At 36.9% G+C, this 22,672-nt stretch carries 22 protein-coding genes; 17 read left to right on the top strand and 5 right to left on the bottom strand.

All coding sequences use genetic code 11. The annotated features are described in order from the left end of the window. Window positions 1–13: 13 nt before the first annotated feature. Window positions 14–889: a radical SAM/SPASM domain-containing protein gene (locus ACVYAD_RS21345; RefSeq protein ID WP_349661110.1), complete on the top strand. Its 876-nt coding sequence runs from the start codon at window positions 14–16 to the stop codon at window positions 887–889. 127 nt (window positions 890–1,016) lie between these two features. Here the strand turns inward: ACVYAD_RS21345 and ACVYAD_RS21350 are convergent, their stop codons facing one another. Then, window positions 1,017–1,406, bottom strand: coding sequence for a helix-turn-helix domain-containing protein (locus ACVYAD_RS21350; protein WP_349661056.1), 390 nt, complete (start codon window positions 1,404–1,406; stop codon window positions 1,017–1,019). Between the two features lie 212 nt (window positions 1,407–1,618). Between ACVYAD_RS21350 and ACVYAD_RS21355 the strand changes: the two genes are divergently transcribed. After that, window positions 1,619–2,254, top strand: coding sequence for a restriction endonuclease subunit S (locus ACVYAD_RS21355; RefSeq protein ID WP_476427880.1), 636 nt, complete (start codon window positions 1,619–1,621; stop codon window positions 2,252–2,254). 70 nt (window positions 2,255–2,324) lie between these two features. On the opposite strand, the gene ACVYAD_RS21360 is transcribed toward ACVYAD_RS21355, so the two are convergent. After that, window positions 2,325–3,998 (bottom strand): ribonuclease J, encoded by a 1,674-nt coding sequence (locus tag ACVYAD_RS21360; RefSeq protein WP_386829807.1) that lies wholly within the window; start codon window positions 3,996–3,998, stop codon window positions 2,325–2,327. Window positions 3,999–4,193: 195 nt separating this feature from the next. Here ACVYAD_RS21360 and ACVYAD_RS21365 point away from each other — a divergent pair, with 195 nt between their 5' ends. Further along, window positions 4,194–4,934 carry a DUF2935 domain-containing protein gene (locus ACVYAD_RS21365; protein ID WP_476427889.1) on the top strand — a complete coding sequence of 247 codons (741 nt, stop codon included), beginning with the start codon at window positions 4,194–4,196 and terminating at the stop codon, window positions 4,932–4,934. Window positions 4,935–5,105: 171 nt separating this feature from the next. Here the strand turns inward: ACVYAD_RS21365 and ACVYAD_RS21370 are convergent, their stop codons facing one another. Further along, window positions 5,106–5,600 carry a L,D-transpeptidase family protein gene (locus ACVYAD_RS21370; protein WP_476427881.1) on the bottom strand — a complete coding sequence of 165 codons (495 nt, stop codon included), beginning with the start codon at window positions 5,598–5,600 and terminating at the stop codon, window positions 5,106–5,108. Window positions 5,601–5,749: 149 nt separating this feature from the next. Between ACVYAD_RS21370 and ACVYAD_RS21375 the strand changes: the two genes are divergently transcribed. From ACVYAD_RS21375 to ACVYAD_RS21395, 5 genes are all read left to right on the top strand, one after another. Beyond that, window positions 5,750–5,983, top strand: coding sequence for a hypothetical protein (locus tag ACVYAD_RS21375; protein WP_349661061.1), 234 nt, complete (start codon window positions 5,750–5,752; stop codon window positions 5,981–5,983). A 44-nt stretch (window positions 5,984–6,027) separates the two neighbouring features. Then, window positions 6,028–6,240 carry a hypothetical protein gene (locus ACVYAD_RS21380; RefSeq protein WP_197143618.1) on the top strand — a complete coding sequence of 71 codons (213 nt, stop codon included), beginning with the start codon at window positions 6,028–6,030 and terminating at the stop codon, window positions 6,238–6,240. A gap of 15 nt (window positions 6,241–6,255) precedes the next feature. Further along, the gene (locus ACVYAD_RS21385; RefSeq protein ID WP_349661062.1) at window positions 6,256–6,453 is read left to right on the top strand and encodes a gamma-type small acid-soluble spore protein; all 198 of its coding nucleotides are present in this window, start codon (window positions 6,256–6,258) and stop codon (window positions 6,451–6,453) included. 135 nt (window positions 6,454–6,588) lie between these two features. Next, a complete protein-coding gene (locus ACVYAD_RS21390; RefSeq protein WP_349661063.1) occupies window positions 6,589–6,774 on the top strand; it encodes a cysteine-rich CWC family protein in 186 nt (61 codons plus the stop codon). Between the two features lie 104 nt (window positions 6,775–6,878). Next, window positions 6,879–7,460, top strand: a complete 582-nt coding sequence (locus ACVYAD_RS21395; RefSeq protein ID WP_349661064.1) for a DUF305 domain-containing protein — start codon at window positions 6,879–6,881, stop codon at window positions 7,458–7,460. Window positions 7,461–7,687: 227 nt separating this feature from the next. Here ACVYAD_RS21395 and ACVYAD_RS21400 read toward each other — a convergent pair whose 3' ends face one another. Continuing rightward, window positions 7,688–8,020 carry a hypothetical protein gene (locus ACVYAD_RS21400; RefSeq protein WP_476427882.1) on the bottom strand — a complete coding sequence of 111 codons (333 nt, stop codon included), beginning with the start codon at window positions 8,018–8,020 and terminating at the stop codon, window positions 7,688–7,690. 535 nt (window positions 8,021–8,555) lie between these two features. After that, window positions 8,556–9,152, bottom strand: coding sequence for a metallophosphoesterase family protein (locus ACVYAD_RS21405; protein WP_349661065.1), 597 nt, complete (start codon window positions 9,150–9,152; stop codon window positions 8,556–8,558). A 402-nt stretch (window positions 9,153–9,554) separates the two neighbouring features. Between ACVYAD_RS21405 and ACVYAD_RS21410 the strand changes: the two genes are divergently transcribed. The 9 genes from ACVYAD_RS21410 (at window position 9,555) to ACVYAD_RS21450 (ending at window position 22,524) form a co-directional block, all read left to right on the top strand. After that, window positions 9,555–11,057, top strand: a complete 1,503-nt coding sequence (locus tag ACVYAD_RS21410; RefSeq protein WP_476427890.1) for a class I adenylate-forming enzyme family protein — start codon at window positions 9,555–9,557, stop codon at window positions 11,055–11,057. Between the two features lie 317 nt (window positions 11,058–11,374). Continuing rightward, window positions 11,375–12,361, top strand: coding sequence for a C39 family peptidase (locus ACVYAD_RS21415; protein WP_476427883.1), 987 nt, complete (start codon window positions 11,375–11,377; stop codon window positions 12,359–12,361). Window positions 12,362–12,554: 193 nt separating this feature from the next. Further along, complete coding sequence (locus tag ACVYAD_RS21420; protein WP_476427884.1) at window positions 12,555–13,784, top strand: carboxylate--amine ligase; 1,230 nt, start codon at window positions 12,555–12,557, stop codon at window positions 13,782–13,784. Continuing rightward, complete coding sequence (gene cuyB, locus ACVYAD_RS21425) at window positions 13,784–14,485, top strand: cysteate racemase (protein ID WP_349661068.1); 702 nt, start codon at window positions 13,784–13,786, stop codon at window positions 14,483–14,485. The genes ACVYAD_RS21420 and cuyB overlap by 1 nt, the downstream gene beginning before the upstream one ends. 261 nt (window positions 14,486–14,746) lie before the next feature. Continuing rightward, window positions 14,747–15,895 (top strand): DEAD/DEAH box helicase, encoded by a 1,149-nt coding sequence (locus ACVYAD_RS21430; protein ID WP_349661069.1) that lies wholly within the window; start codon window positions 14,747–14,749, stop codon window positions 15,893–15,895. Window position 15,896: 1 nt separating this feature from the next. Further along, window positions 15,897–17,126 (top strand): aminopeptidase, encoded by a 1,230-nt coding sequence (locus ACVYAD_RS21435; protein WP_476427885.1) that lies wholly within the window; start codon window positions 15,897–15,899, stop codon window positions 17,124–17,126. 30 nt (window positions 17,127–17,156) lie between these two features. Then, the gene (locus tag ACVYAD_RS21440) at window positions 17,157–18,077 is read left to right on the top strand and encodes an SGNH/GDSL hydrolase family protein (RefSeq protein WP_476427886.1); all 921 of its coding nucleotides are present in this window, start codon (window positions 17,157–17,159) and stop codon (window positions 18,075–18,077) included. Between the two features lie 212 nt (window positions 18,078–18,289). Further along, window positions 18,290–19,447: an exonuclease SbcCD subunit D gene (locus tag ACVYAD_RS21445; protein WP_476427887.1), complete on the top strand. Its 1,158-nt coding sequence runs from the start codon at window positions 18,290–18,292 to the stop codon at window positions 19,445–19,447. Next, a complete protein-coding gene (locus tag ACVYAD_RS21450; protein ID WP_476427888.1) occupies window positions 19,444–22,524 on the top strand; it encodes an AAA family ATPase in 3,081 nt (1,026 codons plus the stop codon). The genes ACVYAD_RS21445 and ACVYAD_RS21450 overlap by 4 nt, the downstream gene beginning before the upstream one ends. Window positions 22,525–22,672: the final 148 nt, after the last annotated feature.

Genomic DNA, 22,672 nt, shown 5'->3' on the forward strand with positions numbered 1-22,672 from the left:
CGGTGAATCAACGTTGAGAACATTTAAAAAGGTTTATATAGAAATAACGAGTGTCTGTAATTTAGCATGTAGCTTTTGTCCTCCAACTGCTCGTGCAAAGGGACTTATTAAAGTAGAACAATTTAATAAAATATTAGATGAAATACGACCTCATACGAAATATATTTATTTGCACGTAAAAGGAGAGCCGCTTTTACACCCGCGTATTGATCAGTTGCTTGACGCAGCGCATGAGAAAGGTTTTAAAGTTAATATTACAACGAACGGTACACTGATTAAAAAGAATCGTGAAAAGATATTGGGGAAACCAGCATTACGCCAAATCAATTTTTCATTGCATAGTTTCGACGGTCATGAGGGATCGGAAAATCGTGAGAAATACTTAGGGGATATATTAGACTTTGTGCGTGATTCAAAAGACTATAATACGATTATTTCATATCGTTTATGGAATTTACAAAAGGATAATGTGACAGATATTGCGGCACGAAGAAATCGAGAAACACTCGAAATTCTAGAAAATGAATATAATCTGGATTATCGCATCGAAGAAAAAGTACAGCCTGGTAAAGGTGTAAAGATTGCTAATAATATTTATTTAAATCAGGATCATGAATTTAAGTGGCCAAGCTTATTGGAGTCTGAGGATGAAGGAAAAGGCTTTTGCCATGCGCTTAGAAGTCAAGCTGCTATTTTAGTGGATGGTACAGTAGTGCCTTGCTGTCTTGACGGTGAGGGTGTCATTAATTTGGGGAATGTGAACGAGAAATCCTTCACAGACATTGTTCAAGGAGAACGTGCAAATAATATTGTCGAAGGATTTTCACGTAGAGAAGCAGTTGAAGAGCTATGTAGAAAATGCGGCTATCGCCAAAAATTTGGAATGTAATAAATAGATCCATTTGGTTTCAGACTAAATGGATTTTTTTGTATAGTGGATTTTACTCTATTCAAGCAAATAGAAAACGAGTGATTCCACAGCAATTAAATTATAGTTCGCTAAAATAGCTCCAACGTTATTGATTATTGGAGCTATTTTTCTTTGATTGTGAATCAATAGTATTTAAAAAATCATTCGTAATACGTACTACATATTTCACTTCGTCTAAATTGCGCTCCCTTAAAACTGATCGATGTATGTCAAGCACAATGTTCTTTTCTTCAATATCAGTGACACCAGATAATTTTTGAAAATTAAAAAGCTCCTCAGGTGCAATATCTAATGCTTTCATTAGCGTTTCTAAAGTGCTTAATGTGATATTAGATTGTCCGTGTTCAATGTTTGAGATTCGTCCTTTACTAAAACCTAGTTTCCCCGTTTTTTCTGCTACTTCTTCCTGACTAAGCCCCTTGGAAACTCTAATAATACGGAGTTGTTCACCTACTAGCTTTAAAAAGTCTGACATATGATTCACCTCTATGTAAAAAGCTAGTGAAAAACATTAAAAATGCCTATACCATTATAGTGGTATAATAGACAAAATGTTATAGTAAAATGGTACAATGGTTAGTAGGGATTTTTATTATGAGAAAAGACTTGTGTAAAACAGTGTGGATGATTCTTCAGTAGCTTGTTTTAGAGTATACCTAATTAAGTGAAGGATTGGAGGATTCAGGCATGGTAAAGCGTTATCGATTAGATGAGGTTGCTAAAATAGAAGAGGGAAAAATAATTCCGAGCAAAAAGTATTTTACAAACATCGGTGTCCCTCTCATTACAGCAGATAATTTAAAAAAGTTAATGCTCGACGGTGATATTGAGCAATTACCAAAAGTTAATATTACCTTTGAAAAACATTGTAAATGTGCACCAGTACCAGCTAAAACCATCATTCTTACTAAGGCTAATTTGAAGGACTCTAATAAATATATATATCAGAGTGAAACTGAACTATATATTGCAAGCGATGTCGTTGCAATTATTCCAAATGAAACAATTATTTTAAGTGATTATTTATTACATTTTCTTAGAGTGTATAAAATGAATAGAGAATGGCAGCATTTGTACCATATACCGATAGATATTCCGATGATAGATATTCAACATAAAATGGTGCAAACTTTAAAAACGATTCAGCTTTTATTAAAAAGTAAAGAGCCATTGCTGACAGTAGTAGAGGGGCTACCGCGGCATTTTGACAATGTTTCTGTGCAAATTGAACATCACTCAAAAAGTTTACATCAGGGGTTTCAACAGGCTCAGTATCTTTACAATCATATGTTATATAAAATTTTTAATAGTGAGCATAAATAAATCCATTACAGCCTTAATTTACGGGATAAGAAAAGTCGGTGTTTGGGCTTGTGCCTTTACACCGACTTTTTTAAATTTCAATGATTATAGGTAAAATCATTGGTTTCCTTTTTGTTTGTGAAAATAGATACTGGCCGACAGCTCTTTTGATTTCTCTTTTTAAAACATGTATTTGCTGCTTATTTTCTTCTTGAAGCTCATTTACCGTTTCTTCAACGAGAATATTTACTTTCGTTAAAAGCTCCTCAAAGTCTTTGGCATAAACAAAGCCTCGAGAAATTGTATCTGGTTCTGAAATAAAGGCTCCATCTACTTTATTAAGTGTGATTACGATAACAAGCATGCCGTCTTCAGAAAGCTGTTTACGATCGCGTAAAACTATACCTTCGACTTCACCGATACCGATACCGTCGACATACGTATCCCCTGAAGGGATTTTACGTGTTTGTCTAGCCGTGGAGTTTTCAATATCAACAACATCCCCGTTTTTCATAATAAACGTATGCCCTCTTTTGACACCAACGGATTCAGCTAGTAAACGATGCTGATGTAACATACGGAATTCACCATGAATTGGTATGAAAAATTTAGGTTTCATTAATGTCAGCATTAGTTTTAAATCTTCCTGATGACCATGACCTGAAACGTGCATACCTGTATGACTAGAAGAACCATAAATAACTTTCGCACCTAGCTGGAATAAATTATCAACGATCCGTGAAACACCTTTCTCATTCCCTGGAATAGGGGATGAAGCTAAAATAACTGTGTCATCAGGTAAAATTTTCACTTCGCGATGATTGCCACTTGCTAAGCGAGAGAGTGCAGCTAATGGCTCTCCCTGACTTCCCGTACATAGCACAACAACTTCTTCAGGGGGGAGATATTTCACCTCGCGTGCATCAAGTAACAAATCCTCTGGAACGTCTAAATAGCCTCGTTCAAGTGCGACATCTACAACATTCACCATACTACGGCCGAGCAATGCAAGTTTTCTATTTGTAGCAATCGTTGCATTTACAATTTGCTGTATGCGATTAACATTAGAAGCGAAAGTAGAAATAACGATTTTACGGTCGGCATGTAAAAAAGCATCTTCAATATGATTACCGACAAGCTTCTCGGAAGGCGTTAGACCAGGTCGTTCTGCATTTGTACTTTCAGAAATAAGTAATAGTACACCTTCTGATCCAATCTCGGACATCTTATGAATATCTGCAAACTGATCATTGACAGGCGTTAAATCAAATTTAAAATCGCCAGTGTGTACAACATTTCCTTCAGGTGTATTCATAACGATTCCTAAGCAATCAGGTATACTATGGTTTGTTCTAAAGAAACTAACATCAACCTGTCCAAAATTTAAAGATGAATCGGAATTAATTTCAATTAATTCTGTCTCCCTTAAAAGCTTATGCTCTTTCAACTTTAGCTGGATTAATCCAAGCGTAAAGCGTGTTGCATAAATAGGGACATTTATTTTTTTTAGCAGATAAGGGATACCGCCAATATGATCTTCGTGACCATGTGTCACAATTAACGCTTTTATTTTCTCTTTATTTTCCTGTAAGTACGTAATATCAGGAATGATTAAATCAATGCCTAATAAGCTTTCGTCTGGAAATTTAGCACCACAGTCGATAATTAAAATATCATTCCCATACTGTACTACATACATATTTTTACCAATCTCATTAATGCCACCTAAGGCGAAAATCGATAGTGTATTGTCTTTTGTGGACAAGTATATCCCCTCCTAATTTTCAAGTGTCTTGGATGTCAATGAATTTTTTTTCGCATTATGTAGTATAGCTTTAAGTGTTTCATCCTATACGAAAAGAACATTTGGCAATAATATTAGCTTTTCAAGAAGAATAGAATAGAGCAACGTAGAGAATAAAGGGGATGTGGCAGGTTGTCGAATTACTTACAGCATTCGATGTTTGAACATAGGTTTTGGCTAAGGATATTAAAAGACCATTCTCAATTTATTCATGATTCATTGTATCCATCGGAAACAGAGGATATAAAAAGAGCAAATTCATTTATTCAAAAATTTTCTCAGCTTCTTGCCTATGTAAATTCGATTGATGCCAATAATGCGGTTTCATTTTCTCTTACTGTTGATGAAGCTGTAACGCAATTAAAGCAATTTAAATTTTATATCCTTCGAAAGCAATTATCGGGAAATATTAATATCCATTTATCACCTACCTTTATTAATCACATGGTGAATGAACTAGAGGAATATCAAAATGTACTTAGCTATCTGAAGAAGGGAGAAGTCCCACCAATATTTCATGAGCTACATCATCACTTACTCTGGCTTTTAGATGCCTCAGGGCATGCAGGTATTATTCATGACGATTTGGATAGCGTAGAAAGAAGATTGAGACAAAAAAGTACTACCTTTGCCCAACATTTTGAACAGTTTTATTTAAAAGCAGTTGAGCTTACAGGATATTTACGTTCAAATATAGACTCTTTCCCTGCATTAAGTCGCTTTAATCAGGATGTAGATCTCGAAATGAAATTATTCAAAACGTTTTTACGCGAGTTAGAGGAAATGGAGTTAAGTGCAGAAGTATTAGGAACGTTTACAGCTCTAATGGCGGATCATATGCTAAGAGAGGAGCAATACTATTTATCGAAACTTGCGCAATCTAGAGGTGAAGGTTAATTTGCACTAAAAAAAGTGATGGCAATCTGAGGTTAGGTTTGATTTCAGGTTGCTTTTTTATTCCGAATTCCGATAAATCAGCATATTGTACCGATAAACTTGGAAAACATTCCGATAAAACTAAAAAACATTCCGATAAAATTTTAGGAATGTTTTTAGTCTGGAGGCTTTTTATGGATGAATAAAAACGCCAGTGCCAATTGGGACAATACTTGCAAGCTCTTCGACATCCTTATTATGCATACGAATACAGCCACGTGAAACAGCATGACCAATAGAGCTAGGATCATTAGTTCCATGAATACCGTAGTGCTCTTTAGATAAACTCATCCACATTGTTCCAAAAGGTCCACCGGGATTCGGAGCCTTATTAATGATTATAAAATCGCCAGTAGGTGTATCATGTAACATCCTTCCAACCGCAATTGGGTATTGCTTTTGAAGAGCATTATCCTTATATAACCGTAGCCATCGATTTTTAGTAGAAATATCTATTCTATAAGGGATCGTATTAGGGTTAGGAAAGCCAGGAATAACAATTTGTTGTCCTATATAAAGTACATTCGGATCTATCCCTGGATTAGCAGCAATTATGGACGATAACGGTGTACGATAATTTCTAGCTATTTGGGACAAGGTTTCTCCTACTTTAACTGTATGGATCAAAATCATCACCTCCTATAAAGTGGTTGCTTTACTACAGGTTATGCCGTAGATATAGAAAATACCTTTATATTTTTTCATGAGAATAGCAATTGTAGTTAGTTGGATAGGATAAGCAGTAAACAACCATATCCAGTAATTGAGGAGTTATTATGAAAGAATTTAAAATTACTTATTTTTTTGATGAAATGCATTATGTACGGAGATTTATCCATATAGAATCACAAGAAAAAGCAGAGGCATTAGTTCGAAGTGAACGAGATCAATATATATCTTTTACCGATAGTAGAGGGATGTATCATGAGCTGCATGCAAGACATGTTCGGGTCATTCAAATATCAGAATATCATCGCATCGATAAAAGCTCGAAAACGAAAGGTACATGATTTGTTCAACACTGCACATTCTATAAGTAAAGGAGTGAGCAATGATGGACATAGAAAAAAACATACCACATGAAAAAAAGATGTTTATGAACTTAGCAAGTAAGGATAAACCGGACATGGTGGAATCTGATAATATAAGTATTTTTGATTTACACGAAGATATGCAAACGGTTGATGCTATACCGGTTAGAGAGCTCAATAAAAGAGTAGAACGAGAAGGCGATGAATTGATTGAATTGCAGCCAGATGAATTATAGAAGGTAGGGATTTTCTTGACTGATCATAACGAAGCTCAGTTTACTTCTGCTGGAACGGATATTAATGAAGTAAAAAGACAAAATGCGGAAAGTGGTTTATCTTACAATGAAGTGAAAAAACTGCTAGCCCAAAGCGGTGGGGTTGGTACGGGAAATTATAGTGATACAGATGTTGAAGAAGTAAAGCGAGAGATTCATGGGAAAAACCAATAAAATATTGTGGGGGGAGTATGAAATGAAGTACTCCTCTCTTTTTTGTGCCGTAAAGCTCTCGATTGATATGAAGAAAATCCCTGATTAACGTCTCACTTTATTATAAAATATAAGCACATGTAAGGAGGTGGACGAATGAATGAAAACCGTTGTCCGTTATGTGCGCAAGAAAATCATTGTGGAATAGTAAAGGGACAAAAGGATTGCTGGTGTATGACAGAAAGTTTTCCTAAGGAAATTTTTGAAGCGGTACCTAAAGAGCAATGTATTTGTCAAAAATGCTTGGATACATATAAAAAAGATGAATCATTTAAAACATAAAAATAACTTCAACTGCTGTTACGAAACAATAAAGCTCATTTGGTACAATTGTCTACCGCACAACAACCTATCGGACATATATTACTCTGAAAGGAGTGTGTCTAATGACTAAACCAATTGTACTTAGTAATGTAACAAAGGCATATTTAGAGGAATACGAAAGGATCCTCAATAAAATGATGCAGGGCATGACCTATGTGACAATTACCTGCAGTATTTCAGAAAATTTTATTAAGCAAATATTACCGCATCAAGTAGCTGCTATTAAAATGTCGGAAAATGTTTTACGATATACCACTAATATATTTGTGCAAAATCTCGCATTAGAAATAATAGTGACAAGTACGGAAATTGTTGAATGCCTGGAAGCGATACAAAATAGATGCTGTATCGTACAAAATTCGGAATGTGAATTGTATGAATATATGTGTGCATACAAAGAAATTACCGGGGCTATGTTCCAAGCAATGAGTTTACCACCAGTATCTAATAATATTAATATAAACTTCCTTCGAGAAATGATTGTTCATCATCAGGGAGGCGTTCGACTAGCACAAAATGTTTTAAGGTTCTGTATTTGCCAGGAATTAATACCGATTCTTCACAATATGATTAAAACTATGTGTGATCGTATTTGTGAAATGGAAAAATTACTGGATGCTTTAAAGGATTGCGAAAATTGCTAGTTTGAACACGGAGCTAAAAAACGCTAGGGTCTACTCTGGAAAATTAAAGACAAGTGAATGTATTATAAAAAAGTAATACCAAGAGGTTGTCTTTAATGTCACTCATTATATTAAATAATTAGTACATCACTTATAAATTACTATATAAGTGATGTACTTTTTTGTTTATCGACCTCCAAAAGCTGTCCGATGGCCTCCATTTCTCTGGTTGTTGAATGCATTTTTTATCAGTCTATGTATCTATTTGTTGCTTCTTTATGTAAAATCAGAAAATCTATAAATGACCAAATGAAGAATAGAAATGGTAAACCAGAGATTATTGAAAATGCTAAAAGAAACGAACTTATCCCGTATTCTCCGCTATCTGTTCCAAAAACACCCATTATATACGCTACTGGAAGAGTCGCGAAAAAAATAAAGAAATTCATTCCACAGGTAAATTTATAATGCTTTAAAGAAGATTCTTTAGGTTCTTTTTTTCTAAAAAAGAAGTAAAAGATAATTTGATAAAGATAAAAAATTGGTATAATTATTGCTGCAAACGTTACGACTGTTGACATTTAATTCACCTCTTTTTCAAATAAAATAATAATGCACAAAGTCAAGTGTGTATAGAGTGACTTAAATAATGAATTCGCATTGGGTGTAGTTTTTAATATAATGCTTCATTTTTATCCTTCCTAAATATAAATATTTAAACTGTATCCCTTTGTTCTGGAAATCTACCCATAGAATGTTTGACTTATAAAATCTTAACAATATGTTGCCTTGTTTTATATATGTAATTTTTTCCTTATGTACAATTAAAAATTGATATAAGCTCCTTTTATATTACTGCAACATTAGATTGATTTAATTGTTGTCGTAAATAGGGGCATCTGTGGTAAAAAAAGAGGATAGAAAGAGCGAATTTATTTAAGCTCTTCTATCCTTTCAATTTTTCTAAACATAAAATGTGTGACATTAAATAAGAATTCCCTATTTAAAATAGTTTCAACTTATAACTTGACTAAAGGGAGTCAACTTTATCGTTTTTTGTGAGTGCTATGTATATTAGCGAAGCTGCAGAGTGAGGCTTACTTTGGATAAAAATAATCAATCCTTCTCAACAGATGGAGCGCACATAAATGTTACTGTTCGTTTAGAACTATCGTAGAGACACCATTCACGGTGATCGACAACTGATCCAACATTGATGCCATACTGCTTTTCTTGTAATGAGATGGGTTCGCCAAAGCGAATACGAATACGTAACTTTTTATTGCGATGATAAAGACCTGATTCATGACTATGTCCGAAGAAAAGGAGCGATTTTTTGAATGGCGGAAATGTTGGTTGCCACGTCACACTCCATTGAAATTGATGGCCATGCATAAGCGTACCACCATCAATCTCCATTGTTTCAGGTAGTTCTTTAAAACGTTCGATGCCAGTTACACGCGTAATTCGCTCTTCTTGATTGCCACGAATTGAGGGGAATGTTAGCAAACTTTCAAAATCATTTTCCACAATTGCAGCTTTTTGAAGCGGTAAACCCGACATTGTTTGTGCTTTTTTCTTACTTACAGTACATTCGTATAAATCACCTAATCCCAATACTTTTGCATCTTTCGCAGTGTGCTGAATATGGGATAGAACTGCCTTCGTATCTTCTATGTTAGAATGTAAATCTCCTAAAAGTGCGTACAGCATTTTAATCAGGCCTTTCTTAATACTTTTTTCAGCGGGTGTTCAAACACCTGTACCTGTCGCTTTGCTATCGGTACATAAAACATTGCTGAAAGAAGTTAATCAATATACAAATATCATACACCTAACAGAAATTGATAGAAAAGTAAAATGTTTGTGTATATTTAGTTACACATATGTCATATTTTTGTTTATCACTAAAACGTGGAGTTAAATTCAATTCCTAATGGGGGCCTTCAAGGCTTTCGCTCATTATCTCAACTTTTTTATGGGAAGAAAAATTGCCAACCTTTTCATAGATTGATAAAATATAATTGTAATTTTCTGAATTTTCATGATGTTTTTTAGTTTATGGCTATTTTGTACGGTATGAGGGTAATGAATTAAAGATTTGGGGGGCTTATGATGACGATGTTAATGACAGACATATTACAAAACTATGCTATGCAACAACCAAAAAGGATTGCAACGCTATACGAGGGGACAGAGCTATCCTATAGTGAATTTTATAAAAGTGCAGAAAAATTCGCAGCGTACTTACAAGAGCAAGGCTTTGAAAAAGATGATGTAATTGCATTATATACGCTCAATTCAGATTTATTTTTAATTGCTTATATCGGTGTTCAGTTAGCGGGTTACGTTGTCATGCCCATTAATACAAAATTAGCTGCTCCAGAAGTCGAATATATTTTTAATCATTCAGAAGCTAAAGGACTTATTTATGATGAAAGGTTAGAGGATGTACTTAAAACGATTGCAAATCCGTTTCAACATATTGTAGGGCTCAATGAAATGAAAGACATTATTAAAAACAATCCAGGTCAAAGAAAAGTTATCAAATTGGAGCCTCATGATACTGCTGTTGTTATGTATACTTCTGGCACGACGGGAAAACCAAAAGGCGTTATGCTAACTCATCAAAATATTGTTTCAACTGCGGATATATGGTCGTCCTCAATGGACATGACCAATGAGGATCGTATGTTTATTTGTACGCCTTTATTTCATTGTGCAGGTCTTCATGTATTTGCGATGCCGATGTTTTATAAAGGTGGTACGATTGTTATAGAAGAGGTTTTTTCTTCGTCAAATACATTAGAACAGCTTGCCGCTACAGCTGCGACAATTTTCTTTGGTGTTCCATCGATGTATACAATAATTTTAAACACACCTAATTTTAAGGAACATACATTTAAAAATTTACGTTTATTATGTTACGGGGCGGCACCGATGCCTTATGAGCTTGTTAAGCAAGTGAAAGAGACTTTCCCTAATGTGAAAGTACAAAACCTGTATGGACAAACTGAAAATTCGCCTGCGACCTCTTCACTTTTAGATGCCGATGCATTGACGAAAATTGGATCAGTAGGAAAACCTTTAGCACAAACAGACGTCCGTGTTGTTGATAGCTTTGGTGAAACTGTACCAACGGGTGAAGTAGGAGAAATATGTGTTAAAGGACCACAGGTAATGAAAGGTTATTTACGTAATCCTGAAGAAACAGCTAGAACAATTAAAGATGGCTGGCTCTATTCAGGAGACTTAGGGCGTTTTGATGAGGAAGGTTATCTCTATATTGTAGATCGTAAAAAGGATATGATCATTCGAGGTGGCGAAAATATTTATCCTATCGAGATAGAAGAGGTGTTATATCAACTGCCGGGAATTTTAGAGGCAGCTGTTGTAGGTTTACCACATGAAGTATATGGCGAAGTTCCGAAAGCGTTTGTCGTATTGAAGGAAGGGGAGCCTTCTGATGAAGAGGCGATATTGACGTATTGTCGGACGCAGCTTGCAAAATATAAAGTGCCACATGAAATTGAATTTTTAACTGAACTGCCGCGCAATGCCTCTGGTAAGGTTTTGAAGCATACATTACGACCAAGCGTAAGCAGCACTATAAACTAAGCGTGTAAAGTGAAACTCAAAAGTAGCAAAGCCAATAATACCTTCATTGGGCAATAACCTCATCGGTAAAGTATGGATGAAGATCAATGATGATGCCTCGGCCTAATTCCGTAACTTTTGATAAAGGTTTTAGGCCAGTGGCAGTCTTTCCTATAACAAACACTTATAGCTGACGCTTCGGTTTCGCTACAAAAACATCTGCTGAAAGAGGTTAAAATAGGAACGTCTATGAAATTAGCGTATAATAGAGTCTACGACAATTTGAAATAATAGAGTTGAAGTTATTGTCTTCAAACAAGATAGGAGCGGAATTTGTCTTGTGGACGAGGTATAAACGCCTTTTACTAATAGGTATTATGATCATCATGCTACTTTCGAGTTGCAATTCGTTTTCTCAGCAGGAAACGCAAAACAATGGATTAACTGTATTAACGGTAGAATTTAATAGTGGTGCACCAATACCTAACCTTTATATAACTGCTACAGATGTAGAGACAGGTGAGGTAATAGAGGATGCGATAGGCTCTGAAGAGGGAGAAGCGAAATTTTCGAAACTTAAAGAGGGACAGGAATATGCGATCGCTGCAACTACACTTGAAAATAGTACGAAAAACGATGGTTATACGACAATCGAACATTTTACATATGATGCGACAAAGCCGTATTATCGATTGCAAACGCATTTTTCAAGAGACGAGCAGGAGCTGGATGTACCAGTTGTTATGCAAAATCCGGAACTACCACATGGATGTGAAATAACATCATTAACAGCTGTATTAAATTATTATGGGTTGGATGTTACGAAGCTGGAAATGGCTGATCGCTATTTACCAAAGCAAACAATAAGCAATGTCAACGGACAACGATTTGGTCCAAACCCAAATCAGGCTTTTGCAGGTAATCCTCGTGATAAAACACACGGTATGTATGTCTTTGCAGCTCCAATTGTCAAAGCAGCAGAGGCAGTAATAGCAGATAAACATGCAGACTTACGAGTGTCAAATAAGAGTGGTTCCACGCAGGACGAAATTTTACAGCTTGTTCGAGAGGGAGTCCCTGTTGTGACATGGGTTACATTGGATTTATCAGAGCCAAAAAGAGATCTAGATAAGGGCTGGGTATATGAAGGTGAAACAGTGCCGCATAAAGCGTATATGAACTTGCATGCTGTTGTTTTAACTGGACATTTAGGCGATAAAGTAGTGGTCATGGACCCATTAAAAGGCTTTGTCACTTATAATGTGGATCAGTTTTTTAAAAGCTATAAAGAGTTAGGTAAACAAGCTGTAGCCGTTCATAAATGATTCAAAGAAGAGGTATAAGGAGTACAAGGAAAGTATGTTACACTTATAAAAAAGACTCATCACCAAGTAAGGATGACATTCGATAAAAAGTCCATTTATATAAGTTGATTGGAGTGGAGGCTGGTAGCCGGAACGGAAATCAACCCCACGTTATGGTGATAAGCCTAAAAAAAGCTAAAGTGAGTTGAGCAGAATGGTCATTGAGCACGCTTTTTTACCGGTTTTATTAGGAGATGAAATGAATGCTTATGGCATGGCAAGAGCATTTTACGAGTCCTATGGCGTTAAACCACTTGCATTAAATCATACGAATATGGAGAAAATACAGCACAGTGATTTATTAACATTTCGTGAAGTTCCAAGACTCCATGTTGAAGATCGTTTTGTCGTGGCGTTAAAGGCAATTGCAGAGGAATTCGCTGGCAAAAAGTTACTTTTATTAGCATGCGATGAATTTTACGTAAAAAAAATTGTGCAACATAAAGAGGAACTAGCAGAGTATTTTGAAGTTCCTTATGTAGATGCAAACCTTGCTCAAGAGTTATTAACACGCGAGAGCATGTATGAACTTTGTGCAAAGTTCGGCTTTCACTATCCGTCAATGCATGTTTGCACCGTCAATGACTATGAGGAACTTGACATCCCTTTTGAATATCCAGTAGTCATTAAACCGCTGAATATGACAAAGTATGCTGCATGTATTTTTCCAGGGAAGAAAAAAGTATATATTGCACAAGATAACGACGAAAAGGATGCTATTTTCCACGCCATTTATAAGGAATCTGCATACCGAGATGACATAATGGTACAGCAATATATTCCAGGCGAAGATGCTCATATGTGCGTCGTCAATGCTTATGTTGGGCAAGATAATAAAGTAAAGCTGCTTTCTGTAGGTAACCCGATTTTAGAAGAGCATTCTCCAGAGGGGATTGGTCGCTATGTAGCCATAATGACAGCATATGATCAAGACTTAATGGATCGTGTCAAATTATTTCTAGAGGAGATTCGATTCCAAGGGTTTGCCACGTTTGATATGAAGTATGATGAACGCGACGGTCAATATAAGTTATTAAGTATTGAGTTACATAATGAACTTTCCAATTATTATGTGACAGCAAGTGGCTATAATTTAATGCAATATGTTGCGGATGATTTTATTCGAGGAAGTAAGCAACAGCTAACTTATGTTCAGAATAAGCATCTTTGGACGATTGTGCCAAATGGTGTACTCTTTAAATATGTACAAAATGAACAGCTAGTAATTGAAGCGAAGAGCCTTATTCGCCAAGGAATGGCTACGGATTCCATCTTTAATTATAAGGATATGAATGCGAAGCGTTGGTTGAATATAACGTTAGATAATTTAAGCTTTTATCGCCAATATAAGAAATATTTTAACAACAAAGGTCTGTCAAACTAATGAAAAAACAAACTTTAGGTATAATAGGTGGCGTAGGTCCACTAGCAACGATGTTTATCGGTGAAATGATTGTAAGACGTACGAAGGCATCGAAGGATCAGGAGCATTTACATACAATCATTGATAATGATACGAATATCCCTGATCGTACTGCCTTTATTTTAGATAATACAAAAGAAAATCCTGTACCAGTAATAGTCGCAGATGCTAAAAAGCTTGCTTCTGTTGGGGCAAATATGATTGCTATTCCATGTAATACAGCACATACCTTTTACGATGAGATTGTTGAAGGTTCTCCAGTCCCTGTTTTACATATGATAAGGGAAACAGCAAAGCGTGCCTCTGATTTAGGGGCTGAGCGAGTAGGTATTTTAGCGACAACAGGTACATTGACTTCACGTATGTATCAGGATGCGTTAGAGGAATTTGGCATAACACCAGTTGTCCCAGACGATGGGATGAAAGAAAAAGTCATGTCTATTATTTATGATTATGTAAAGGCTGGGAAAGATGTCACTCAAGAGGATTGGCAACCGATAGAAGAGGCAATGCTTGCGCTTAATTGTGATCGTATCGTATTAGGATGTACAGAATTATCTATCGTCAATCGAGATTTAAAATTAAGTGACACTTATATCGACTCATTAATTGTTTTAGCAGAGCGTGCTATAGAAGCATGCGGCTATGAAATAGTAGATTAACAATTAAATAAAACAAATAAAAATCTGCTCACTCTTCGCGGGTAAGCTGTAAACCTTCAAAGAAGCTTCGGTGTCTATGAGGGCTTGAAGGCTTACAATTCCCGTGCATGAATCGGGCAGATTTTTTTCGCATTATTGTGCAAGAAGACGCCCATCTCAAAATTCGTTAGGTGAGATTATAAAATGGTTTATGTACATATGAAGTAGGAAAATGATTAGTGTGTTAAACTAGTGTCAAGTAGATAGAAGGTGGGAAATTACATGTCAGTAATAAATTTATTAAATGAAGATTTACAAGCAAAATGGAAATTTGAAGAACCGATGAAAATTCAAGAAGAAATGATTCCAGCAATGCTTGAGGGCAAGGATATTGTAGCTGAATCGCCGACAGGATCGGGGAAGACGCTAGCATATGTACTTCCTTTACTAAATAAAGTAAACGGTTCAAAAAAACAAACACAAGGACTTATCGTAGCCCCATCACAGGAGCTAGCAATGCAAATTGTAGAGGTTATCCGTGAATGGACAGCAGGTTCTGATATTTCGGTTCAGCAACTAATTGGTGGTGCAAACTCTGCACGTCAAATCGAAAAGTTAAAGAAAAAACCGACGATCGTTGTAGGAACACCAGGCCGATTAAATGAATTAGCACGTGCTGGGAAATTAAAGCTAAAAGAAATTGAAACAGTTATTTTAGATGAATGCGATCAATTACTTAGTCGTGAATATCGCGTTGTCGTAAAATCCTTTATCGAAGGTTCAGCATTTGGGCGACAAGTAGTTGTTGTTTCAGCAACAATTACCGAGGAAATTGAATTAGTAGCTAGTCGCATGATGTTCGAGCCAGTACGCTTCAAAATTAAACCTGAAGATATGCTAAAGGTTGGTAAAGTTGTACACTCTTTCGTGAAAGTAGAGGAGCGAGATAAAACTGATTTCCTACGTCGACTATCACATACTGAAGGATTACGTGCACTAGCTTTCGTTAACAATATAGATCAATTGCTGATGAAGGAAACGAAATTACAATACCGTGCTGCACCGATTGTGACATTACACTCTGACATGAAAAAAGAAGAACGTAAAAAGACATTAGATGCATTCCGTAAAGGAGATGCGCGTATTTTAATTGCTACAGATATTGCTGCACGTGGTTTAGATATTGCAGGTTTAACACATGTTATTCATGTTGATGTTCCAAGAACAATTGAGCAGTATTTACATCGTTCTGGCCGTACAGGTCGTGCTGGAGCAGATGGCGAAGTATTAACGTTATTATCATATCGTGATGAAAAAACATATAAAAAATGGACTAGAGAAATTCCTGGGAAACCTGTACAGAAAGTATGGCATGAAGGCAAGATAGTGGAGGGCAATTCAAAAACAATTGGACAAAAGCGAGGTAAATAATATGACTTTTGAAGAAAAATTACAAGCATATGCAGAACTTGCGGTAAAAGTCGGTGTTAATATTCAACAAGGGCAATATTTATTAATCAATACATCAGTCGATGCATTGGATTTCGCCCGTTTAGTTGTGAAAGAGGCCTATAAAGCTGGGGCAGGACGTGTTCATGTTAACTTAACAGATGATGAGATGGATCGTGCTTACTTTGAACATGCCTCAGATGAAGAATTTAATCGTTTCCCAGAATGGGTAGTTAAAATGCGTGATGAGGTAATCGAACGTAAAGGGGCATTCTTATTGATTGATGCTGCAGACCCTGATAAATTAACAGGTATTTCAGCAGACCGTTTAGCTACCCACCAAAAGGTATCGGGAGCTGCTCTAAGAAACTATCGTAACGCTATCATGAAGGATTTAATCGCTTGGTCGATTGTAGCCGTTCCTTCACCAAAGTGGGCATCGAAAGTGTTCCCGGACTTAGGAAATGAGGAACAAGTGCCAGCATTATGGGAGGCTATATTTAAGACTGTTCGTATCGGTGAAGGCAATGCTGTTGAAAACTGGCGTGAGCATGTAACAAATTTAGAATCTCGTGCAGACCTTCTGAACAATAAAAAATATGCGAAGCTTCACTATAAAGCGCCAGGTACTGATTTAACAATTGCATTGGCGCCACAGCATAAATGGCTTACTGGAGGTAGTAGAACGCCAGAGGATACGATCTTTATTGCTAATATGCCGACAGAAGAGGTTTATACATTACCGATGAAACAAGGTGTTAATGGCTATGTCAGCAATACAAAACCATTAGCTTATCAAGGGAATATTATCGATGGCTTCAAACTGACATTCGAAGAAGGAAAAATTGTTCAGGCTGAAGCACAGGTAGGCAATGATTTATTACAGGAGCTTATTAATGTGGATGAAGGCTCTTGCTATTTAGGTGAGGTAGCACTTGTACCGCATGAATCACCAATTTCAGCATCGGGAATTTTATATTTTAATACATTATTTGATGAAAATGCATCAAACCATTTAGCGATTGGCGAAGCTTATCCAACTTGCTTAGAAGGTGGAAGAGATTTAGAAAAAGGTCAGCTTGAAGCATTAGGTGCAAATATTTCAGTAACACATGAGGACTTTATGATTGGCAGCGGTGAGATGGACATCGACGGTATTTTACCAGACGGAACTGTAGAGCCAATTTTCCGCAAAGGTAGCTGGGCATTTTAAGTACTTGATGGAAAGAAAGGAGTTGGGCAGATGAGACGATACCTATGCTTTATGGGTACAGTTATGCTTACGATGGTATTTAGTGTTTCATCTGCTTTAGCTCAGACTGAAAACTACCTGTCGATTGGAGATTCCTTGGCGGCTGGTCAAACACCTTATCAACAGATTGATGCAGGCTACAGTGATTTAATCGCCATGAAATTAGGAATGACTGGGCAATTGAGCTTCTATACGAAGGAGCTTGCTTTCCCAGGCTATACAACAGCCGACGTTTTGAAACGAGTAAAATCAGAGGAAGCAAGTGACTTATTAGCTAATGCAACACTTATTACTGTTTCGGCAGGCGCCAACGATTTACTGCGGCTAGTGCAAGCAAATCCAACTGCCGGTACATTAGCCTTTTCACAGCTACAAACCGATTATGCATTAAACATTGCCAGAAAAAATATGGAGAAGATCTTAGAAGCGTTAAAAAAGCGAGCACCTAATGCAAAGATTTATGTAATGGGCTATTATTTTGCTTATCCAAATGTTCACCCTTCGCAAAAGGAAGGAACAAATGCACAGCTCGTTAAGCTAAATACGATTTTACAGCAACAGGCAGAGTATGCTGGAGCAGCTTATGTAGACGTATATAATGCTTTTGGGTTAAACGCTAGGAACTTTTTACCCAATCTCTCTGATGTACATCCTAATTTTGAAGGCTATCGCCAAATGGCAAATGCATTTTTACATGAATATAGTGGAAGTAAAGCTCTAGCCATTTCTTCAAACGAATTGCCGAAGCCCAACCCTATTTCATTTGACCAGATTTTAGAACAACTAGTGAAGGCAGAGCAGAAACAAGAGGACAGAGAAAAAGAAAAAACAACTCCTACGGCGCGTGCCCTCCCAAGTTTTAAAGGATATGCTGCTTTTATGGAGAAGGTAAGAGCTAAAGAAATTTTTTAATGTAACAGGGCATTCGACAAGGATGCTCTTTTTTATGTTGAAGATCTATCAAAATATAGGCGACGGAAAGAACCGCCGAAACGACGGATACACCCCGACACGTCGGCTCCCAAATTATGATGGGGAGCCCTATTATAATTTTCAAACTAATAAAAGGAAAAACAAACAATCCAACAGCCATGATAAAATGAAATAGACAGGAGGCGCACAAAATGAAAATATTTCATACAGCAGATTGGCATTTAGGGAAGCTTGTACAAGGCGTCTACATGACCGAGGATCAACATTATATTTTACAGCAATTTAAGCTAGCTATAGATGAAGAGAAACCGGATGTTATCGTTATAGCCGGTGATTTATATGACCGTTCGATGCCCCCGATTGAGGCAGTGAATTTACTAAATGATATTTTGGCGGAAATTGTGCTTGATAAGAAAATTCCTGTGTTAGCAGTTGCCGGGAACCACGATAGTGCAGGTCGATTAAACTTTGGCAGTAGTTTAATGAGTGATAGTGGATTACATATTAAAGGCCAGTTTACGAAAGATCATGCACCAATCGTTTTACATGATGAATATGGTGAAGTACATTTTCATCTCGTACCTTATGCAGAGCCAGCGTCAGTACGGACAATTTTAGAGGATGATTCCATTCGGTCTCATCAAGAGGCGATGGAAAAAATTATTGAATATATTGGGCAAAGTATAGATTCTTCAAAACGTAATGTTTTTGTTGGACATGCCTTTGTGACGAAATATGGAGAAGAAGAAGCAAATACGAGTGAATCAGAGCGACCTTTATCAATAGGAGGCTCGGATTGCATAAATGCGGCATTGTTTAAGCCTTTTCATTACACTGCACTTGGACATTTGCATAAAGCGCATTTTGTGTTGAATGAAACGATTCGATATGCGGGTTCTCCATTGAAGTATTCATTATCAGAGCACCTACATGAGAAGGGCTTTTTAATAGTTGAGCTAGATGCACAGGGAGAAACAACTGTCACAAAGCGAAAGCTTATACCGAGACGAGATTTACGAGTGGTAGAGGGGATACTGGATGATTTATTGCAATTACCACCAAGTGATGATTATGTATTTGTACGTTTAACAGATACTACACCAGTAACTTCGCCGATGGAACGTATTCGTACAGTGTTTCCTCATGCGATGCATGTTGAGCGTAAAACAATACGCCAAGAAGTAGCACAAGAAATTCAAGCGGTTGAGACAGAGAAGATAGAAGACATTGATTTATTCCGATCATTTTTTACAGATATAATAGGTATACAGCCAGATCAAGATACAGAGCGTCTATTTACAGAGATGCTGCAAGAATTATTAGATGAGGAGCGAGAGACAGTAAAATGAAGCCTTTAAAGTTAACGATTACTGCATTCGGTCCATATAAAAATACAGAGGTTATTGATTTTCAACAGCTAGGTGAACATCGTCTATTTGCGATTTCTGGAAAAACAGGTGCAGGGAAAACGACGATTTTTGATGCTATATGCTATGCACTTTACGGATCGGGTAGCGGTGAAGATCGTCAAGATACGGCAATGTTGCGAAGCGGGTTTGCTGATGATGATGTGTATACTGCTGTGGAACTTGTTTTTGAAATGCATGATAGAGTGTATCAAATATTACGTCAGCCAGGTCATATTAAAGAAAAAAACAAAAGTGTTACTGGTAAGAAAATAGAACTGGCTGAAATCAAAGGAGACACACTTGATTATAGTATTGTAGAAAAGCAGCAAACACTTGAGGTAGATAAAAAGCTACAAGAAATAATAGGCCTCACAAAGGATCAGTTTAGTCAAATTGTTATGCTGCCACAAGGTGAATTTCGCAAGTTATTAACTTCAGATTCTACGAATAAAGAAGTTATTTTGCGCAAGATTTTTAAAACAGACCGTTTTGGTGCTATGACAAAAAGACTTGATGCGAAACGCAAAGACGCAGAAAGTGATTTACTGCGCGCGAAGCAATTAAAGGAGCATCTCCTTGGCCAAATTGCGGGGGCTTTGCCACAGCGTTCGTCATCTTTATTTACTTGTATTACTAATAATACCGAGAATATGCATCAGCTAAAGAAGGCTCTGGAAGAAGAGCAGACCTACTATACTGAATGTATACAATTGGAACAGCAGCGTTATAAAGAAGCTTATGCGTATCATCAAAAAGAGCAAGAGTTTTATAGTATGGCGAAAACATTGAATGAGCAATTTGATGAGCAAAGGAATCGTCAGAACCGTCTGGAAGCATTGCTACAAGAGCAAGATGTATATAGCGCAAAAGAACGTGAAATTGCATTAGCAGAGAAAGCAGAACGTCTTGTTATACTCGAGCAACAATGTGTCGATTTACGTGCTGAGCAAAATCGTAAAGAACAATCCTGTCAGCAAGCAGTGACAGAGCAACAAAACGCAGAAGCTCAGTTAAAACTAGCACAGGAAAAATTTAATGTTGAAGAGGCGAAGGAACCTGAACGCCAACACGTTCTACAACAGGAGTTGCGGCTACAAGCATTATTACCAACTTTCGAGGCGTATGAGAATAATCTTCAGCAACTGCAAATAGCTGAACAATATGTTACAACAGCCAAGCGAGCTGTAGACGATAATAGTAAAATCGTAGAAACAGGACAAATGCAAGTTCAGCATTTAGCAACAACAATTGAACAATATGAAAAACAACTTGAGCCATATGAAGGTTTTTTAGAACAGTTACCGAAGCTAAAAGAACAAGTATCATACTTAGCGCAAGTTGAAAAATACACTAGAGCAGTTGAAGTGGCAGAGCAGGATGTAGCCACGACTAATGTCCACTATCAAGAAAGTAAGAAAGCTCTTCAAAAGTTGGAGCAACAATGGATTGCGAGTCAGGCAAGTATTTTAGCACAGCAGCTTAAGGATGGAGAGGCTTGCCCAGTGTGCGGTAGTACAACACATCTCGAAACACATCGTGAGCAATTAGAGATGATCGAATTAGCACAGGTGGAAGCTTTGCGAGTAAAGACTACTAATGATGAGCGTAAGTTTTTAGAGAAAGAAGCTCTATTGAATTCTACAAAGCATCTTCTGCAAGAGGCATTAGAACATTTAGAAACGAATGAGATTGATCAATCGAACCAAGCACAAATTGTAGCTTCCTTACAAAATATAGAGCAACAAATTACAATCTTAAAAGTAGTGAGCAATCAATTGTCTGATGTACGTATGCAACAAAAGGATCATCGTGCACGAATGGAGCAGCTACAAGAAAAGCAATTAAAGCTAGAGCAATATTTAGCTGAAAAGACGAAGGAATTGACTAAGCAACAAGCAGTTGTAGAAGAGCAGCAAAAACATATTCCAGAAAATCTTACGACGCTACATGCATTGAAGCAGGCAATTGCTCATATAGGTTCTCAAAAGGTTGCCTTACACACTGCGTGGACTATCAGCCAACAAAGTTTGCAAACTGCAAAGGAAGCAGCAAATAATGCTAGAATGACCGTCGAAATATCGAAACAGGCTTTTGAGGAGTTAAAGCTGAAAATGGATGAAAAGCGCGAGCAATTTTCAGTAAGTATGAAGGAAGCCGGCTTTGAAAGCTATGAAGAATTTGCTACTGGAAAGCGTAGCGTGTCGCAAATAGAAGCTTTACGGAAGGCTTGCAGTGATTATGCTATGCAAATCCACACGTTACAGGTACAAATTACTGAGGGAGCGAAGCACCTTAAAGGACAAGAGAAACAAGATTTAACGGCAATGGAAGAAAAATTAGAGGTGCTTCGTGTAACCTATGAGGAAGCCTTTAAAGTATTGCAGCAGATGGAAGGATTTGCGAAAGCTTGCGCAGACTTTATCGAAAAAGTAGAGGAAGCGGAGCTGGAAATACGCTTACTTGAAAAAGAAGCGGGTCGAGTAAAAGAACTTTATGCAATGTTAAATGGGCAAAATGTGAAAAAGCTGTCCTTTGAGCGTTATATTCAAATCAATTATTTAGATAAAATTACAGAGGCAGCAAATGTCCGGCTTTATCATTTATCCAACGGTCAATTTGAGCTACGACGTTCAGATCGTTTAGAAAAGCATGCAAAGCAAAGTGGACTTGGGCTAGATGTGTATGATGCCTATACAGACCAATTACGTGATGTAAAAACATTATCAGGGGGAGAAAAGTTTAATGCTTCTTTAAGTCTTGCTCTTGGGATGGCAGATGTCATTCAAAGCTTTCAAGGTAATATCCGTATTGAAACAATGTTTATTGATGAGGGCTTTGGTTCTCTTGATGAAGAGGCATTAAATAAGGCGATTGATACTCTTATTGATTTACAAGATTCTGGACGCATGATTGGCGTCATTTCACACGTTGCAGAGTTAAAAGCTACAATGCCTGCAGTGTTGCATGTTGAAAAAACAATGAACGGACATAGTCAAACATATTTTGAAGTGAAATAAAAAAGAGGCGTATTTCCGATGTGAACTGAACCCTATTTTGTAGACAGTTTAATAAAAAGGGATGTAGTTGTAAGTTAAGCCGCAATGAGATGGCTTCGGTAAGTTGCCGGAGCCATCTTTTTTAGTGTCCATTGTTTTCGTGTGTGAT

It is taken from the genome of Lysinibacillus sp. G1-3, assembly GCF_056322905.1.

Bases quoted from the DNA above. Each gene is read 5' to 3' on its own strand.
- ACVYAD_RS21445 (WP_476427887.1), top strand. From the start codon at position 18,290: ATGAAAATATTTCATACAGCAGATTGGCATTTAGGGAAGCTTGTACAA.
- ACVYAD_RS21350 (WP_349661056.1), bottom strand. From the start codon at position 1,406: ATGTCAGACTTTTTAAAGCTAGTAGGTGAACAACTCCGTATTATTAGA.
- ACVYAD_RS21420 (WP_476427884.1), top strand. From the start codon at position 12,555: ATGGTCATTGAGCACGCTTTTTTACCGGTTTTATTAGGAGATGAAATG.
- ACVYAD_RS21390 (WP_349661063.1), top strand. From the start codon at position 6,589: ATGAATGAAAACCGTTGTCCGTTATGTGCGCAAGAAAATCATTGTGGA.
- ACVYAD_RS21400 (WP_476427882.1), bottom strand. From the start codon at position 8,020: ATGTCAACAGTCGTAACGTTTGCAGCAATAATTATACCAATTTTTTAT.
- ACVYAD_RS21405 (WP_349661065.1), bottom strand. From the start codon at position 9,152: ATGCTGTACGCACTTTTAGGAGATTTACATTCTAACATAGAAGATACG.
- ACVYAD_RS21450 (WP_476427888.1), top strand. From the start codon at position 19,444: ATGAAGCCTTTAAAGTTAACGATTACTGCATTCGGTCCATATAAAAAT.
- ACVYAD_RS21380 (WP_197143618.1), top strand. From the start codon at position 6,028: ATGGACATAGAAAAAAACATACCACATGAAAAAAAGATGTTTATGAAC.
- ACVYAD_RS21435 (WP_476427885.1), top strand. From the start codon at position 15,897: ATGACTTTTGAAGAAAAATTACAAGCATATGCAGAACTTGCGGTAAAA.
- ACVYAD_RS21410 (WP_476427890.1), top strand. From the start codon at position 9,555: ATGACGATGTTAATGACAGACATATTACAAAACTATGCTATGCAACAA.
- ACVYAD_RS21440 (WP_476427886.1), top strand. From the start codon at position 17,157: ATGAGACGATACCTATGCTTTATGGGTACAGTTATGCTTACGATGGTA.
- ACVYAD_RS21365 (WP_476427889.1), top strand. From the start codon at position 4,194: ATGTTTGAACATAGGTTTTGGCTAAGGATATTAAAAGACCATTCTCAA.
- ACVYAD_RS21395 (WP_349661064.1), top strand. From the start codon at position 6,879: ATGACTAAACCAATTGTACTTAGTAATGTAACAAAGGCATATTTAGAG.
- cuyB (WP_349661068.1), top strand. From the start codon at position 13,784: ATGAAAAAACAAACTTTAGGTATAATAGGTGGCGTAGGTCCACTAGCA.
- ACVYAD_RS21430 (WP_349661069.1), top strand. From the start codon at position 14,747: ATGTCAGTAATAAATTTATTAAATGAAGATTTACAAGCAAAATGGAAA.
- ACVYAD_RS21375 (WP_349661061.1), top strand. From the start codon at position 5,750: ATGAAAGAATTTAAAATTACTTATTTTTTTGATGAAATGCATTATGTA.
- ACVYAD_RS21355 (WP_476427880.1), top strand. From the start codon at position 1,619: ATGGTAAAGCGTTATCGATTAGATGAGGTTGCTAAAATAGAAGAGGGA.